We start from the raw sequence: 17054 nt of genomic DNA on the forward strand, positions 1-17054 counted from the left end.
TCAGGCCTCCTGACCGGCGAGGGCGGGCTGCTTGGCGGCGTTGGCGTCGCCTTCGTTGAACAGCGTGTAGATGTTGTTGCGCTTGACCTCCAGCTGGTGGAGGATGAACTTGCGCACGAACTCGCTGGCGGGGTGGTGGATGATGTCGTCGGGCGAGGCGAACTGGGCGATCTTGCCCTGGTTGAGGATCAGCACCTTGTCGCTCATCGTGCAGGCCTCCTCCGGATCGTGGGTGACCATGATCGTGGTGAGGTTGTACTGGTTGACGATCTGCTTGATCTTCGACTTGATGGACTCCTTGATGACGCCGTCGAGGGCGGAGAGCGGCTCGTCGAGCAGCAGCAGCTTCGGCTTCATCACGAGGGTGCGGGCGAGGGCCACACGCTGCTTCTGGCCGCCGGAGAGCTCGTCGATCTTCTTGTTGAGGTGCTCCTCGAGGCCGAGGAGGCTGATCATCTCCTTGATCTCCTTCTCGGTGGAGATGCCGGGGTTGTTCTTCAGGCCGTACGTGATGTTCTCGTAGGCGTTGAGGTTCGGGAACAGTGCGTAGTCCTGGAACACGATGTTGAAACCGCGCTTCTCCATCGGCACGTTGGTCAGGTCCTCGCCGTTGTAGACGATCTGGCCGCTGGTCGGCTGGGAGATGCCGAGGATGATGTTCAGCAGCGTGGTCTTGCCGCCGCCGGAAGGTCCGAGGATCGACATGATCTGACCGTCCCCAATGGTCAGTGAGATGCCGTTCAGCACGTGGGTGTCACCAAATGACTTGGTGATGTTCTTCAGTTCCAACATGATGTTGCCTTTCACGGAACGTTGACCGGTCCCGCACGGTGGTGTGTTGTATGTCTTTACTGCAATATTCGTGACTTACACATGTTCTGTTTTCGTTGGAAATCAAGTGTTCCCGAAGGTCCTCCCGACTTCCAGAAAATATTCTGTCATCGACGTCGGGAAACTTGGGGTTTCACCGTTGAAGCTTTATGAAAACCAACGTGAACAATAATTTAACTTACGTGGTAATCGTGTAGTTTTTTGCTTTTGGGGCAAGCGGATGCGTATGCAAATATTAACGAACTACATATGGGACATACGAGAACGGCTCCCGATGAGGGGAGCCGTGGAAAGGGCGGGCAGAGACTATCCGTGGAAGACCTTGTCGCGGATGTACCGTCCGGATTCGTCGAGCTTGGCGGAATAGTCGGCGTAGTTGCTCAGGATCAGCCCCATGTACAGCATGTCGACGATGGCGATGTGCGAGACGCGGGAGAAGATCGCGTTGCCGTAGATCGTGCGCTCGCCATGCCCGGCGTACAGGCACACATCGGCCCAGTTGCCCAAAGGCGTGCCCGTCGCATTGGTGATGGCGATGGTCTTCGCGCCCTGGTTGCGCGCGAGACGTATGGCCTTGACCGTGTCCTCCGAGCTGCCGGAGTACGAGAACGCGATGGCGACGTCCTCGTCGGTGAGATGCCCGGCCGAGATCTGCTGCAGATAGGCGTCCGTGTGCATGCGGCACTGCAATCCCAGATACGTGAGCTTGGTCAGCAGGTCGTTGGCCGGCACGATGGAGTTCTCCACGCCGTATATGTCGATGATGCGGGCCTTGTTCAGCAGCCCGATGGCCTTGCGGTATTCCTTGGACGACAGCGATTCGAGCATGTCGTCGAGCATGGACTTGGCCCCGGCGACGGCCTTCGCGGGAACGTCGTCGATCTTGTCCCACGGATGCAGGTCGAACCCCTCGAGCGGGTCGAACGACTGCGGGTTCTCCGTCGGATGCTTGAGCACGTAGCGCATCTCGCGGTAGCCGTTGAAGCCGAGCTTGCGGGCGAACCGTATGACCGTCGGCTGGCTCACGTCCGCGGCCTGCGCCAGATCGGAGACGGTCAGCGAGGCGATGTCGTCGTAATGGTCACGGATGTACGACGCTACGGCCTTCTCCGCCGGGCGGAGCGCGGAATAGATGTTGCTGATGCGCTGTCGAACATCGACCGGTACACCCACGTCAGTCCCTTTCGCCGAATTCCACCACTCATACACACATGCGGGTTCCATGGCCGTGGCCTAGTGCCACCCATGAAACCTCTCTTCCAACGAACGAGATTAGCCGCCGCCGTCATACGGATACGACGACTAATCTGACCGCAACGTGAATTGTTGGTGAATCGGACGATGGCCGCGCGATAGGGGCGGCGCGCTAGCATTGACCCATGCCATTGACCAAAGGAACACTGGACAACCCGAACGCGGGACGCATCCGACGCATCGCCGACCTGGCCCGGGCCAAGACAAGACGCAAGACCGGACGAATGCTCGTGGAGGCGCCGCAGGCCGTGCGCGAGGCCATCACCTTCCGGCCGGACCTCGTGGAGGACCTGTACGTCGAGATCGACGAGGACGGCAACACCGTGAGCGCACGCGCCGCCGCGATCGTCGCGGACGTGCTCGGCCGCGAGACGCGTGGGGAGGGCACCGGCCAGGACCGCATCTACGTGCATTACGTGACCGAACGGGTGATGGCGGCCATCAGCACCGACGCGCAGGGCATCGCCGCCACCGCCCAGACCGGGGACCTCGGCGGCGACCTCGACGCATGGACGCTCCCCACGCAGACGGGTGATGGCGGCCGACGCCCGCTGGTCGCCGCCTTCTGGCAGGTACGCGACCCCGGCAACGCGGGCACCGTGATCCGCACCGCCGACGCCGCGGGCGCCGACGCCGTCGTGTTCGTGGACGAATGCGTGGACCCGCTCGGCCCCAAGGTCGTGCGCTCCACCGCCGGATCGCTCTACCACATTCCCGTGCTGCGCGCGTCGGTGGACGGGTTCCTCGACTGGAACGCGCGCAACGGGCTGCACGTCGTGGCGGCGGACGTGCGCGGCACCGAGGCCATGCGGCCCACGTCGCTGGCCGACCTCATCCGCCGCGGGGACGCCTCCGCCGCGGCGCCCGCGTGGGCCTCGGACGGGGCGGGGGCGTCCGTGCTGTTCGGCAACGAGGCGCGCGGGCTCGACGACGACGTGCTCGAACGCTGCGACGGCATCGTCTCCATACCCATCTACGGCAGGGCCGAATCGCTGAACCTCGCGACCAGCGCGTCCGTGCTGCTCTACTCACTGGCTATGTCGAGTCATGTGAGAACAATGTGAGATTGGTGTTTCGCGTGCCAGCCATGCGAACAACAGTTGTGTAAGCGTAATTTTGCCAACGGAAAGGTGTCCCTGTGGCAGATGTTGCAACCTTCGACGCCCAAGCGGTGACGGCAGACGTCGCCGAGGGCATCGAGAAAATCCAGAACGCCTCCAGCATGGAGGAATTGAAGGCCATCAAGTCCCACTACGCCGGCGCGGACTCGGCCATGACCCGGGCGAGCAAGGCCATCGGCGGCCTGCCGAAGGACCAGAAGAAGGACGCCGGCAAGCTCATGGGCAAGCTGCGCGCCGACTTCGGCCGCGCGTTCGGCACCAAGGAGGCCGAGGTCAAGGCCGCCGAGGAGAAGGCCAGACTGGATGCCGAGACCGTGGACATGACCCTGCCGGTGCGGCGCCACCCTCTGGGCGCACGCCACCCGCTGCCCAAGCTGCTCGAGGACGTCGAGGACTTCTTCGTCTCCATGGGCTGGCAGATCGCCGACGGTCCCGAGGTGGAGACCGAATGGTACGACTTCGACGCCCTGAACTTCGGCCCCGACCACCCCGCACGCCAGATGCAGGACACCTTCTACATCAAGGGCAACCAGGCCAAGGACGCCGCCGGATTCGTCGGATCCAACATGGTCATGCGCACCCAGACCTCGTCCGACCAGGTGCGCGCCCTCATCACCCGCGGCGTGCCACTGTACATCGCCAGCCCCGGCCGCGTGTTCCGCACCGACGAGCTCGACGCCACCCACACGCCCGTGTTCCACCAGTGCGAGGCGCTCGCCGTCGACAAGCACCTGACCATGGCGAACCTCAAGGGCGTGCTCGACAAGCTCGCCGTCGCCATGTTCGGACCGGAGGCCAGGACCCGTCTTCGCCCGAGCTACTTCCCGTTCACCGAGCCGAGCGCCGAGCTCGACCTGTGGTTCCCCGACAAGAAGGGCGGCGCCGGCTGGCTCGAATGGGGCGGCTGCGGCATGGTCAACCCGAACGTGCTCAGGTCCGCCGGACTCGACCCGGACGTCTACACCGGCTTCGCGTTCGGTGTGGGCATGGAGCGTACGCTGCTGCTGCGCCACGACATCAACGACATGCACGACCTGGTCGAGGGCGACGTGCGTTTCAGCGAACAGTTTGTGATGGGGGAGTGATTGACCCATGCCGATGATTGATATTGACTGGCTCAAGGACCATGTCGAAGTCCCCGAGGGCCTGACCTACGAGCAGCTCGCCAAGGATCTGGTGCGCGTCGGCCTCGAGGAGGAGGAGATTCACCAGTCCCAGGTGACTGGGCCTATCGTGGTCGGCTACGTGGTGGACGCCACCCCCGAACCGCAGAAGAACGGCAAGACCATCAACTGGTGCCATGTGGACGTCGGCGAACAGTACAACGACGTCGACGAGAACGGCAACAAGGTGCCGCGCGGCATCATCTGCGGCGCGCCGAACATGGCCGCCGGCGAGAAGGTCGTCGTGACCCTGCCCGGTGCCGTGCTGCCCGGCGACTTCAAGATCGAGCCGCGCAAGACCTACGGCCACATCTCCGACGGCATGTGCGCCTCCGAGCGCGAGCTCGGCCTCGGCGACAGCCACGACGGCATCATCCTGCTGCGCGAATACGGCTTCTCCAAGGAGGAGTACGACGCGCTCAAGCCGGGCGACGACGCGATGGAGCTGCTCCACCTGAACAACCCCGTGCTCGAGATCAACATCACGCCGGACCGCGGCTACGCGTTCTCCTACCGCGGCGTGGCCCGCGAGTACCACAACTCCACCGGCGCCAGGTACACCGACCCGGTGATTGCGCTCAACGAGAAGGCCCCCGCGGAGACCAAGGACGCCGACGGCCGGGCCGTGCGCGATGTCGAGGTCTCCATCGAGGACAACAACCCGATTCACGGCGTGGTCGGCTGCGACCGCTACTACGGTCGCGTGGTGCGTGGCTTCAACCCGAACGCCCCGACCCCGAACTGGATGCGCCGCCGACTGATCCGCGCCGGCATGCGCTCCATCTCGCTCGCCGTGGACGTGACCAACTACGTGATGCTCGACCTCGGCCAGCCGCTGCACGCCTACGATCTGGGCAAGATCGAAGGCCCGATCGTGGTGCGCCGCGCGAACGAGGGCGAGGAGCTCACCACGCTCGACGAGAAGAACCACAAGCTCAGCCCCGAGGACCTGCTCATCACCGATTCGCCGAATGGCGAGCACGGTTCGCGCATCCTCGGCCTGGCCGGCGTGATGGGCGGCCTGTACGGCGAGGTCACCGACGAGACCACCGACCTGTTCATCGAGGCCGCGCACTTCGACCAGGTGTCCATCGCGCGCTCCGCCCGTCGCCACAAGACCCCGTCCGAGGCGTCGCGCCGCTTCGAACGCGGCGTGGATACGCAGCTGCAGCCCGCGGCCGTGGAGAAGGCCGTCGAGCTGCTCATCCGCTACGGCGCCGGCGAAGGCTCTCGCACCCCGGTGGATGTGAACAACACCACGCGTCCTGCCGACATCCGCTTCAAAGTGAGCGAGGTCGCGCGCGTCGCCGGTCTCGACACCGACGCCAACACCATCTCCGACATCCTCACCGACATCGGCTGCAACGTGGCCGGCGGCGGCAACGGCGAGTTCTCCGTGGCCCCGCCCACGTGGCGCCCCGACCTCACCGCCCCGTGCGACCTGGTCGAGGAGGTCGCCCGCCTCGTCGGCTACGACGAGATTCCCGTCACAGTGCCCGCGGTGCCCGTGACCGGCGTGACCGGACTGACGCTCGAACAGCAGCGTCGGCGCTGGATCGCCGACACGCTCGCCCAGTACGGCCTGGTGGAGACGCTGAGCTACCCGTTCGTGGGAGACGCCGACTACAAGGCGTTCGCCATCGACACGAAGGCCATCAAGCCCATCAGCGTGGAGATCGCCAACCCGCTGGCCGGCGACCGCCCGTTCCTGCGCCGCTCCCTGCTGCCCACGCTGGCACGCACCGTGCAGCGCAACATCCGTCGCGGTCTGAGCGACGTGAGCCTCTACGAGATCGGCCACGTGTTCCTCTGGGATCCGGACGCCCCCGCCATTCCGGCGCTGCCCGGCGGCGTCAAGCCCACCAAGGAGCAGCTCGCCGCGCTCGACGCCGGCCTGCCCGAGCAGCCGCAGCATGTGGCCGCCATCCTCACCGGCAAGGCCGAGGACTCCGGCTGGCTGGGGGAGAGCCGTGACGTCGACTGGTCCGACGCGGTCGAGGCCGTGTTGCGCGTCTCCGAACGCCTCGGTGCCGGGCTGCGTCTCGACCAGCCCGCCGCCGCGGACGTCCCCGCCACCTGGCATCCGGGACGCTTCGCCTACGTGGTGCTGCCCGACGGTACGAAGGTCGGCATGGTCGGGGAATTCCATCCGCACGTCAATGAGGCGCTCGGCTTCCCCGAGCACTCCGCCGCGTTCGAGCTGGACCTCTCCGCCCTGCTGCCGGCCCTGGACGACAAGCCGGTGCAGGCCAAGCCCATCGCCACGTTCCCGCCGGTCCGCCAGGACCTCGCCTTCACCGTGCCCGCCACGGTGACCGCGCAGCAGCTGAGCGACGCGATTCGCGAGGCCGCCGGTTCCAGCCTCGAATCCATCGAACTGTTCGACGTGTTCACCGGAGACCAGGTGGGCGAGGGTGCCAAGTCGCTGGCGTTCGCCGTCACGTTCCGCTCGCCGGTCAAGACGCTCGAATCCGCCGACAGCGAGGCCATCCGCAAGGCGATCGTCGAGAAGACGTCCGAACTCGGCGCCCAGCTGCGCGCCTGATCGGGGCGGTCCCCATCGGCCGCAAGGCCGATCCCATCCTTTACACTGCGGGCGAAATCCACGGATTTCCCCGCAGTCACTGCTATTAAGGGAATTATGAACAGCCATACCGTGTGGAACAGCCAGAACGACGGATCCGCCCCGCAACAGCCCGCCTATGGCGGTGCTCCAGGTCGCGACCAGCCGGAGTACGGGCAGTACAAGGAGCCGGAATACGGCGAGATGGCCAGCCGCTACCCGGGATGGAACCCTTACGTGTATGGCGCCCCGGAGCCCGATGCCGACGGTGACGACGGTGGCTCGAACGACGGGGAATCCGGCCGTGGCCGGAAGGATTCCGGCAGGACGAATCCCATGGCCGACCGCTTCGGATACATCCCCGGCGGCAGGCCCGCCGACCAGGCCCGTGGCGGCAACGGCCCTGCGGGACCCGGCGGCCCGAACGGATACCGCGGTCCGAACGATCAGAACGGTCCGAACGGCGCTGGCGGGAGCGGTAACCGCAACGGCATCGATCTCGACGACCCGAACCAGAACCCGCTGTACGGACGGTGGGACCCCGCCGCCATCATCGGGTTCGTCACGGCGCTGCTCAACGTCCCCGTTCTTCCGCTGCTGCTGTGCGGGCTGGCGATATACCGCACGAAGACGTTCCGCATGAAGGGGCGCACGCTCGCCATCATCGGCATGGTGCTCGCGGTGCTCGACATCATCATCGAGGTCTACATGCTTGCCGCGGGAATCGACGTCTACCAGCTGCTGTCGCAGCTGTACGGCATCGACTTCACCGGCGGATCGGGCGGCGGCACGTCCGTGTAAACTTTCCGTAACACCGGCTGCATAATTATGCATTGCTTTGCATAGTGTGTATAATCGGCGCTGTTGTAGTTTCCTTCGTGATTGTGAAAAGAGAGACTTTATGCCGAAATACACGGTCGCGGTAGCCGGCGCCACCGGATACGCGGGTGGAGAAGCCCTGCGCATCCTCGCCGCACACCCGGACATGGAGGTCACCTGCGTCGCGGGCCACTCCTCGGTGGGCGACAAGCTCGGCAGGCACATGCCGCATATCCCGCAACTGGCCGACCTGACGGTGGAGGACACCACCGCCGACGTGCTCAACGGCCACGACATCATCGTGCTGGCCCTGCCGCACGGCGCATCCGGTGCACTTGCCGCACAGCTCGACCCGGACAGCATCGTCGTCGACCTCGGCGCGGACCATCGCCTTGAGGAGCGTTCGGCATGGGACGACTACTATGGCGGCGACTTCTACGAGCACTGGACGTACGGCATGCCCGAGCTCATCGTCGGCCATGACGCCGAAGGCTCCTACGTGCGGCAGCGCGAGGCGCTGCGCGGGGTCAAGCGCATCGCCGGCCCCGGATGCAACGTGACCGCGACCACGCTGGCCATGCAGCCCGGCATTGCCGAGGGGCTGGTGGGCCACGACCTGGTCGCCGACCTGGTCGTCGGATACTCCGGCGCGGGCAAGAACCTCAAGCGCACCAACCTCCTCGCCGCCGAGGCGTTCGGTTCCGCCGTGCCCTACGGCGTGGGTGGCACTCACCGCCACATCCCCGAGATTCTGCAGAACTTCGCCCACGCGGCTGGACTGGACGCCGCCGGGGCCGGCGAGTTCACGCTGGGCTTCACGCCGGTGCTCGCGCCGATGTCCCGCGGCATCCTCGCCGTCGTCTCGGCGCCGTTGAGCGAGAAGGGCGCCGCCATGAGCGATGCCGAGATTCGCGGCGTGTGGGACAAGGCCTACAAGGATGAGCATTTCATGAACCTGCTGCCCGAGGGGGTGCTGCCCGCCACGGGCAACATCATCGGCTCGAACGCGGCGCACATCCAGGTGGCCGTGGACCGCAAGGCCGGCAGGCTTCTGGCGTTCAGCGCCATCGACAACCTCAACAGGGGAACCGCCGGCCAGGCGGTGCAGTCGCTGAACATCGCACTTGGCATTGACGAAAGCACAGGATTGACGACGATTGGAGTGGCACCGTGAGTGTAACGTTCGCACAGGGATTTTCCGCAAGTGGAGTGGCGGCCGGGGTCTCGGCCGTCGAAGGCAAGAAGGACCTCGCCGTCGTGGTGAACAACGGTCCGCTTGACGTGGCCGCCGGCGTGTTCACCGCCAACCGGTTCTGCGCCGCTCCCGTGCAGTGGTCGCGCAAGGCCGTGGCCGACGGCCACATCAAGGCCGTGGTGCTGAACTCCGGATGCGCCAACGCCTGCACCGGCAAGGAAGGCTTCCAGCAGTCGGCCGACACCGCCGCCAAGCTCGGCGAGCTGGCCGGCGTGCCCGCCGGGCAGGTGGCCGTATGCTCCACCGGCATGATCGGCGACCTGCTGCCGCTCGACAACGTGCTCTCCGGCGTGGAGAGGGCCTACGGCGAGGTGTCCGATTCCGCCGAGGCCGGCGAGGTGGCCGCGGAGGCCATCCTCACCACCGACACCAAGAAGAAGACCGTCGCGCTCGAAGGCGCCGGCTACCGCATTGGCGGCATGGTCAAGGGCTCCGGCATGATCGCGCCGCAGCTGGCCACCATGCTGTGCGTCATCACCACCGACGCCAAAGTGAGCGTCGAGCAGGCCCGGAAGGCGCTGGCCGCCGCCGTGGAGACCTCGTTCAACCGCATCGACGTGGACGGATGCATGTCCACCAACGACACCGTGCTGCTGCTCGCCTCCGGAGCCTCCGGGGTCGAGCCCGACCAGGCCGAGTTCAACGGCCTCGTCGCCAAGGCCTGCGCGTCGCTGGCCCGCCAGATCATCGGCGACGGCGAGGGCGCGTCCCACGACATCCGTGTCACCGTGACCGGCGCCACCAGCGAGGACGCGGCCCTGGCCTGCGCCCGCGCCGTGGCCGCCTCCAACCTGCTTAAGTGCGCCGTGGCCGGCAACGACCCGAACTGGGGCCGCGTGGTGTCGTCGCTCGGCACCGTGCCCTCTGACGTGGCACCCTACGACCCGAACAACGTGACCGTCGACGTCAACGGCGTGCGCGTATGCGACGGCGGCCGTCCGGGACGTCCACGTTCCGAAGTCGATATGACACCGCGCGAGGTGCACTTCGACATCGACCTTGGTGAAGGCGATGCCGAGGCCACTGTATGGACCGACGATCTGACGCACGAATACGTGCACATCAACGCCGACTACGAGTCGTGACGAACGTTCGGCCGTCGGGCACGACCCGTCCGACGGCATGAGGAGCAGACATGGTTAAAGCAGAAACGAAAAACGTCGTGGGACCCGGGTTCCACTTCGACGTGCACACCGACCTGCGCGCCGACCAGAAGGCGGAGGTGCTCATCGAGGCCCTGCCGTGGCTCGAGGAGTTCTACGGTCAGCGCATCGTCGTCAAGTACGGCGGCAATGCGATGGTGGATGAGAAGCTCAAGCAGAACTTCGCCGAGGACATGGTCTTCCTGCGTCAGGTGGGCCTGCATCCCGTGGTCGTGCACGGCGGGGGCCCGCAGATCTCCAACATGCTCAAGGCCCTCGGCATCAAATCCGAGTTCAAGGGCGGTCTGCGCGTCACCACGCCCGAGGCCATGGACGTGGTGCGCATGGTGCTCACCGGCAAGGTGTCCCGGGAGCTGGTGGGACTCATCAACTCCCATGGCCCATATGCCGTGGGCCTCTCCGGCGAGGACGGAGGCCTGTTCTCCGCCGTGCAGCGCAAGCCCGTCATCAACGGCAAGCCCACCGACGTGGGCCTCGTGGGCGACGTGGTGAGCGTGGACGCCTCCTCGGTGGAGGACCTCATCGCCGCCGGCCGCATCCCCGTGGTCTCCTCCGTCGCGCCCGACGAGGACGACCCCACCCAGGTGCTCAACGTCAACGCCGATTCGGCCGCGGCCGCATTGGCCGCAGCGCTCGGCGCTCGCAAGCTGGTCATCCTCACCGACGTCGACGGCCTCTACGCCGACTGGCCCGACAAGGATTCGCTGATCGGCCGCATCGGCGTCGACAACCTGCGCGACATGCTTCCCGACCTCGAGTCCGGCATGCGTCCGAAAATGGAGGCATGCGTGCGTGCGATCGACGGCGGGGTCGAGGAGGCCCACATCATCGACGGGCGTAAGCCACATTCGATTCTGAACGAGATATTCACCTCCCAGGGCATCGGCACCATGGTGATTCCCGAGGGCGGCATTGAAATGAGGAGCTCTTATGTCGGATACTGAAACATCCGGTCTGGAAACCCTGGGGGCCAACGACAACAAGTGGCTTGGCTCCTACAAGCAGGTGCACATGAACGTGTTCGGCACGCCCCTGCGCGTGATGGACCACGGCGAGGGCGCGCACATCTGGGACGTGGATGGCAACCGCTATCTTGACTTCCTCGGCGGCATCGCGGTGAACGCCCTCGGCTACGCCCACCCCAAGTGGGTCAAGGCCGTGGCCGAGCAGGCCGCCAAGGTTGCGCATACCAGCAACTACTTCGCCACCGAGCCGCAGATCGAGCTCGCCGCCAAGCTGGTGAAGCTCGCCGGCGCGCCGGAAGGCTCGCACGTGTACTTCGGCAACTCCGGTGCCGAAGGCAACGAGGCCGCCATCAAGCTCGCCAAGCTCTACGGTCGCACCCTGCCGGGCGCCCTGCCGGACATCGGCGGCAAGCCGGCGCGAATCCTGGCCATGACCCATGGGTTCCATGGCCGCACGCTCGGTGCGCTGAGCGCCACGTGGAAGCCCGTCATCCGCAAGCCGTTCCAGCCGCTCGTGCCCGCCATCGAATTCGTGGAGGCCGGCAGCGTGGAGTCGCTGCAGCGCGCCTTCAACGAGACCGGCATCGGCCACTACGGCAAGGGGCCGGTCGCCGCGGTGATTATGGAGATGATTCAGGGCGAGGCCGGCGTGGTGCCGATCGGGGCCGACTTCGTCAAGGCCGCACGCGAGTTGTGCGACCGCCACCATGCGCTGCTCATCATCGACGAGGTGCAGACCGGCATCGGCCGCACCGGCAAGTGGTTCGCCTTCCAGCGCAAGGACCTTTCCGGCGGCGTCGTGCCCGATGCCATCACCTTCGCCAAGGGCGTGGCCGGAGGCTTCCCCATGGGCGGACTCATCGCGTTCGGCGAGAAGCTCTCCTCCCTGTTCACTCCCGGTTCCCACGGTTCCACGTTCGCCGGCAACCCGCTTGGTGCCGCCGCGGGCCTTGCCACGCTCGGCGTGATTGAGGATGAGGGGCTGGTCGAAAACGCCGAGGCCCGTGGACGCCAGCTGCGCGAGGGGCTCGCCGCACTGGACAACCCCCTGTTCGTCTCCGTGCGCGGCCGTGGCCTGCTCGACGCCGTCGAGCTCGCCCACCCGTGCGCCCATGCCGTGGCCGATTGGGCCCTCGAGCGCGGTCTCATCGTCAACGCCGTGGCCCCGAACGCGCTGCGGTTCGCCCCGCCGCTCGTCATCAGCGAGCAGGACGTCGACGAATGCCTCGCCATCCTCGCCGACGTTCCCGCTGACCTGCCGAACGACTGAGCCCACGGCCGACGCCGCAAATCACAGAAGGGGAGCGGCCCTCCGTATCAGGAGGCGCCGCCCCCGCACCTTTTTCCAAGTAAGGAGTCCACGATGACCCACGAACTGCGCCACATGCTACGCGACGATGACATCAACCACGAGGAGCAGAAGCAGATCCTCAAGCTCGGTATGAAGTTCCGCGAGAACCGCTTCTACGCCCGACCGTTCGAAGGCCCCCAGGCGGTGGCCGTGCTGTTCGACAAGCCCAGCACCCGTACCCGGTCCAGCTTCTCCATCGGCGTGGCCGAGCTCGGCGGCTATCCGCTGGTCATCGACAAGTCCAGCTCCCAGCTGGGCCGTGGCGAGCCCGTCGCCGACACCGCCCGCGTCCTCACCCGCATGGCCTACGGCATCGTATGGCGTACCTTCGGCCAGGACCGTGTGGAGACCATGGCCAAATACGCCACCTGCCCGGTCATCAACGCGCTCACCGACCAGTTCCACCCCTGCCAGATCCTCGCCGACTTCCTCACCATGGCGCAGTTCCGTGGGGGAGTGGACGCTCTGGAAGGCCAGACCATCGCCTACCTCGGCGACGCCGCCAACAACATGTCGAACTCCTACCTGCTGGGCGGCGCCGTCGCCGGCATGCACGTGCGCGTGGCCGGCCCCGAAGGCTACCTGCCCGATCCGCAGATCGTCGCCGACGCCAAGGCCATCGCCGAGAAGACCGGCGGATCCATCACCGTGACCACCGACCCGAAGGAGGCCGTGGCCGACGCCGACTGCGTGTTCACCGACACCTGGGTCTCCATGGGCGAGGAGGCTGAGTACGCCATCCGTTCCAAGCCGTTCTGGGACTATCAGGTCAACCCTGAGCTCATGAAGCTCGCCAAGCCCGACGCGCTCTTCCAGCACTGCCTGCCCGCCTATCGCGGCAAGGAGGTCACCTCCAGCGTGATCGACGGACCGCAGTCCGTGGTGTGGGATGAGGCCGAGAACCGTCTGCACGCGCAGAAGGCCCTCATGACCTGGCTGATCGCCTGGCAGCGCGAGGACCCCTCCCTGCTCGGCGACCTCGCATGACGATGCGTGGCGATAACACCCCGTCCCTGCAAAGGCCGGCGACGCGGGCGGCAAGGCTGAGCGCCATCGAGCAGGCCCTGCTCACCCACGTCGTCACCTCGCAGTCGCAGCTTTCCGGCATTCTGGCCAGTCAGGGCATCGAGGTCACCCAGGCCACGCTGAGCCGCGACCTCGACGAGATCAACGCCACGAAGGTGCGCACCTCCGACGGCTCCATGGCCTACGCCATCGCCGCGTCCACGCGTCATACGACGTCCGACACTCCGACGGTTTCGGGTACGAAGATCGAGCAGCAGATGAGCCGCGTGCTCTCCGGGCTGGTCACCTCTGTGGCCGCGGCCCGCAACCTCGTCGTCGTGCACACGCCATCCGGCGCCGCGCAATACGTGGCCAGCGTCATCGACAAGCAGCCCATTGACGGCATATTGGGCACCATTGCGGGGGACGATACGGTGATGATGATCTGCACGGAGGACGACGTGGCCCAGCAGCGTGCCGATTGGCTGCTCTCGGTGGCGTCGCAGAACCGCGACAAAACGGACCGTGCTTGAGCGCGACATGGGTCGCGACGCACCGATTGCATAAATATACAAAAGTATGTATATAATACAACCCAGTTCATTTAAATTGTGATAACCGTGAAGAAAGGTAACCACTTCCATGGCAGATAACAAGCGTCTTGTCCTGGCGTATTCCGGCGGTCTCGATACCTCCGTCGCCATCTCGTACCTCAAGGAGCGTACCGGCAAGGATGTCGTCGCCGTGTCCCTCGACGTCGGTCAGGGCGGCGAAAGCCTCGAGACCATCAAGCAGCGCGCCCTCGCCTGCGGCGCCGTCGAAGCCTATGTGGTCGACGCCCGCAACGAGTTCGCCGAGGAATACTGCATGAAGGCCCTCAAGGCCAACGCCATGTACGAGGGCGTGTACCCGCTGGTCTCCGCCATCTCCCGCCCGCTCATCTCCAAGCACCTCGTGCGCGCCGCCCACCAGTTCGGCGCCGACACCATCTCCCACGGCTGCACCGGCAAGGGCAACGACCAGGTGCGTTTCGAGGTGTCCATCGCCTCCATCGACCCGACCCTCAAGGCCATCAGCCCGATCCGCGACCTCGCCCTGACCCGTGACGTGGAGATCGCGTTCGCCAAGGAGCACAAGCTGCCGATCACCCAGACCGAGAAGAGCCCGTACTCCATCGATCAGAACGTGTGGGGCCGCGCCATCGAGACCGGCTTCCTCGAGGACCCGTGGAACGGCCCGACCAAGGACTGCTACTCTTACACCGACGATCCGGCGTTCCCGCCCGTCGAGGACGAGGTCGTCATCGAGTTCAAGCAGGGCGTGCCCGTCAAGATCGACGGCCGCGACGTCACCCCGCTGCAGGCCATCGAGGAGATGAACCGCCGCGCCGGCGCCCAGGGCATCGGCCGCATCGACCTCATCGAGGACCGTCTCGTCGGCATCAAGAGCCGCGAGCTGTATGAGGCCCCGGGCGCCGTGGCCCTCATCACCGCGCACCAGGAGCTCGAGAACTGCTGCCTCGAGCGCGAGCAGCACCGCATCAAGCGCGACATCGACAAGCGCTGGGGCGAGCTCGTGTACGACGCCCAGTGGTTCAGCCCGGCCACCCAGTCGCTCAACGCCTTCATCGAAGACACGCAGAAGTACGTCTCCGGCGAGATCCGCATGGTCCTGCACGGCGGCCGCGCCGTCGTCACCGGCCGTCGCTCCGACAGCTCCCTGTACGACTACAACCTCGCCACCTACGATTCCGGCGACAGCTTCGACTCGAAGTCCTCCAACGGCTTCATCGACATCTACGGCCTGCCGAGCCGCGTCGCCGCCGCCCGCGACGTCAAGTTCGGCAACGGCATCGACGTCCCGACCAACACCGTGGAGTAATTTCGGCGATTAAGCCGTTTTCGTGGAGAGCCCCGCGCGTGATCATCTTGGATTGCGCCGGGGCTCTTCCCGTATGTCAACATGTTCGGCGCACGGTGGTTGTCAAGAACGATCAGATCAACACGTCTGCTTGGGAACAGCGTAAGTTGGGGGAGGTGGTCGACCAGTACAGGGAACTGGTCCCTACTCCACAGAACGGGTATGTGCGAATGGGGGTGCGCAGTCATGCTAAAGGGACTTTTTTGACACCAGTTCATCCTGGAGAACAGATAGAAGAGAGTAAACTTAGCAGGGTTGCTCCCGATAATCTCGTGGTGAATATCGTATTTGCTTGGGAACATGCAGTCGCCATTACCGGGCTGCAAGACTCAGAAGCTTTAGTGTCACATCGTTTTCCGCAGTTTTCCTTTCACAAGGACATGTCGCCGGAATTTTTCAAATTCATTATTTTGGATGATCGGTTCAGGCATCATCTCTGGTTGGCTTCGCCAAGTGGGGCAGGAAGAAACAAAACACTTAATGTCAGCACCATGCTTGAGTACGGCTTTGTCGTTCCCCGCAAAGCTGAGCAAGAGCTAATCGGCTCGTTCTTCTCCCGGCTTGATTCCCTCATCACCCTTCATCAGCGTAAGCAATCACGATGGTCGCGATTACATTGAGATGGGTCTGCTCTACTTGGTTGTCTGTTCTCTGTACATCCAGCATCGGCGTAAGCATCTCTATACAGAAAAGAGAACCTAAGAATGACTGGAAATACTACGGACAGAAAGACCTTGTTCTGTGATTATTACACGCAGTGGGTTAGCGTTTACAAGGAGGGGGCAATCCGTGATGTGACGATGAAAAAATACAAGCTTACTGAGGCATGGCTCAGTAAGCTCGTCCCCGATCTTCGACTCGTCGACATGGATCGTGTGAACTACCAGAAGCTGATCAATGGATACGCGGAATATCACGAGAGACAGACGACAATGGACTTTCACCACCAGTTGAAAGGCGCCATTCTCGATGCCGTTGACGAGGGGTTGATTCAACGTGATCCCACGCGCAAAGCGATCATCAAAGGCAGAACTCCCCGAGAGAAGAAAACAAAGTATCTTAATCAGTTTGAGTTGCACGCAGTGCTTGCCGATCTGGATCTGGGAACCATTCCGAGCTGGGATTGGCTGATACTGCTTATCGCTAAGACCGGTCTGCGCTTCTCGGAGGCCCTAGGACTTACGCCTGCCGATTTCGACTTCGTTCATCAAACCTTGTCCGTCAGTAAAACCTGGGATTACAAGAATGGAGGGGGATTCGTACCGACTAAGAATGCGTCTTCTATGCGTAAGGTGCAGCTTGATTGGCAACTCATCATGCAACTGTCGGCCTTATTGAAGGACCTTCCCGAGAATGAACCCATTTTCGTAAACGGGAAAGTTTACAACTCGACCGCCAACAATGTCCTGGCGCGACATTGTGAGCATGCCGAAGTGCCAGTGATCTCGATTCATGGGTTAAGACATACGCATGCGTCATTGTTGCTCTTCGCTGGCGTGTCTATTGCTAGTGTGTCCAAAAGACTTGGGCACGCCAGCATGAACACGACACAGGATACCTACCTACACGTCATCCGCGAACTGGAAAATAAGGACGTTGATATCGTGATGCGCGCCCTTTCCACCCTCATCTAAGCCTAATATT

The 17054-nt window shown here is 64.3% G+C and carries 15 protein-coding genes; 13 read left to right on the forward strand and 2 right to left on the reverse strand.

The window, feature by feature from the left end; all coding sequences use genetic code 11:
* Together KIH77_RS00505 and KIH77_RS00510 are read right to left on the reverse strand one after the other, a co-directional pair.
* Window positions 1-792 (reverse strand): ABC transporter ATP-binding protein, encoded by a 792-nt coding sequence (locus KIH77_RS00505; protein WP_219099112.1) that lies wholly within the window; start codon window positions 790-792, stop codon window positions 1-3.
* A 345-nt stretch (window positions 793-1137) separates the two neighbouring features.
* Window positions 1138-2004, reverse strand: coding sequence for a MurR/RpiR family transcriptional regulator (locus KIH77_RS00510; RefSeq protein ID WP_219099114.1), 867 nt, complete (start codon window positions 2002-2004; stop codon window positions 1138-1140).
* 206 nt (window positions 2005-2210) lie between these two features.
* On the opposite strand from KIH77_RS00510, the gene KIH77_RS00515 reads away from it, so the two are divergent.
* The 13 genes from KIH77_RS00515 to KIH77_RS00575 all read left to right on the forward strand — a co-directional run bounded on the left by KIH77_RS00515 (window position 2211) and on the right by KIH77_RS00575 (window position 17044).
* A complete protein-coding gene (locus KIH77_RS00515; RefSeq protein ID WP_219099116.1) occupies window positions 2211-3149 on the forward strand; it encodes a TrmH family RNA methyltransferase in 939 nt (312 codons plus the stop codon).
* Window positions 3150-3223: 74 nt separating this feature from the next.
* Window positions 3224-4291: a phenylalanine--tRNA ligase subunit alpha gene (gene pheS, locus KIH77_RS00520; protein ID WP_219099117.1), complete on the forward strand. Its 1068-nt coding sequence runs from the start codon at window positions 3224-3226 to the stop codon at window positions 4289-4291.
* A gap of 7 nt (window positions 4292-4298) precedes the next feature.
* Entirely contained in the window at window positions 4299-6914 is a 2616-nt protein-coding gene (gene pheT / locus KIH77_RS00525; protein WP_219099118.1) for a phenylalanine--tRNA ligase subunit beta, read from the forward strand.
* A 96-nt stretch (window positions 6915-7010) separates the two neighbouring features.
* Window positions 7011-7733: a hypothetical protein gene (locus KIH77_RS00530; RefSeq protein WP_219099119.1), complete on the forward strand. Its 723-nt coding sequence runs from the start codon at window positions 7011-7013 to the stop codon at window positions 7731-7733.
* A gap of 100 nt (window positions 7734-7833) precedes the next feature.
* Entirely contained in the window at window positions 7834-8925 is a 1092-nt protein-coding gene (argC, locus tag KIH77_RS00535; protein ID WP_219099121.1) for an N-acetyl-gamma-glutamyl-phosphate reductase, read from the forward strand.
* Window positions 8922-10091 (forward strand): bifunctional glutamate N-acetyltransferase/amino-acid acetyltransferase ArgJ, encoded by a 1170-nt coding sequence (gene argJ, locus KIH77_RS00540; protein ID WP_219099123.1) that lies wholly within the window; start codon window positions 8922-8924, stop codon window positions 10089-10091. The genes argC and argJ overlap by 4 nt, the downstream gene beginning before the upstream one ends.
* A 50-nt stretch (window positions 10092-10141) precedes the next feature.
* Window positions 10142-11113 carry an acetylglutamate kinase gene (gene argB / locus KIH77_RS00545; protein WP_219099125.1) on the forward strand — a complete coding sequence of 324 codons (972 nt, stop codon included), beginning with the start codon at window positions 10142-10144 and terminating at the stop codon, window positions 11111-11113.
* Entirely contained in the window at window positions 11100-12404 is a 1305-nt protein-coding gene (locus tag KIH77_RS00550; protein WP_219099127.1) for an acetylornithine transaminase, read from the forward strand. Before argB ends, KIH77_RS00550 begins: the two co-directional genes overlap by 14 nt.
* Window positions 12405-12497: 93 nt before the next feature.
* Window positions 12498-13472 carry an ornithine carbamoyltransferase gene (argF, locus tag KIH77_RS00555; RefSeq protein ID WP_219099129.1) on the forward strand — a complete coding sequence of 325 codons (975 nt, stop codon included), beginning with the start codon at window positions 12498-12500 and terminating at the stop codon, window positions 13470-13472.
* A gap of 2 nt (window positions 13473-13474) precedes the next feature.
* Window positions 13475-14023 (forward strand): arginine repressor, encoded by a 549-nt coding sequence (argR, locus tag KIH77_RS00560; RefSeq protein WP_219099318.1) that lies wholly within the window; start codon window positions 13475-13477, stop codon window positions 14021-14023.
* Between the two features lie 109 nt (window positions 14024-14132).
* Window positions 14133-15371 carry an argininosuccinate synthase gene (locus KIH77_RS00565; protein WP_219099131.1) on the forward strand — a complete coding sequence of 413 codons (1239 nt, stop codon included), beginning with the start codon at window positions 14133-14135 and terminating at the stop codon, window positions 15369-15371.
* 38 nt (window positions 15372-15409) lie between these two features.
* Window positions 15410-16030: a restriction endonuclease subunit S gene (locus KIH77_RS00570; protein ID WP_219099132.1), complete on the forward strand. Its 621-nt coding sequence runs from the start codon at window positions 15410-15412 to the stop codon at window positions 16028-16030.
* Window positions 16031-16114: 84 nt separating this feature from the next.
* A complete protein-coding gene (locus KIH77_RS00575) occupies window positions 16115-17044 on the forward strand; it encodes a site-specific integrase (RefSeq protein WP_219099134.1) in 930 nt (309 codons plus the stop codon).
* Window positions 17045-17054 lie beyond the last annotated feature (10 nt).

The organism is Bifidobacterium pluvialisilvae, assembly GCF_019331695.1.
In the GTDB taxonomy this organism is placed as follows: domain Bacteria; phylum Actinomycetota; class Actinomycetes; order Actinomycetales; family Bifidobacteriaceae; genus Galliscardovia; species Galliscardovia pluvialisilvae.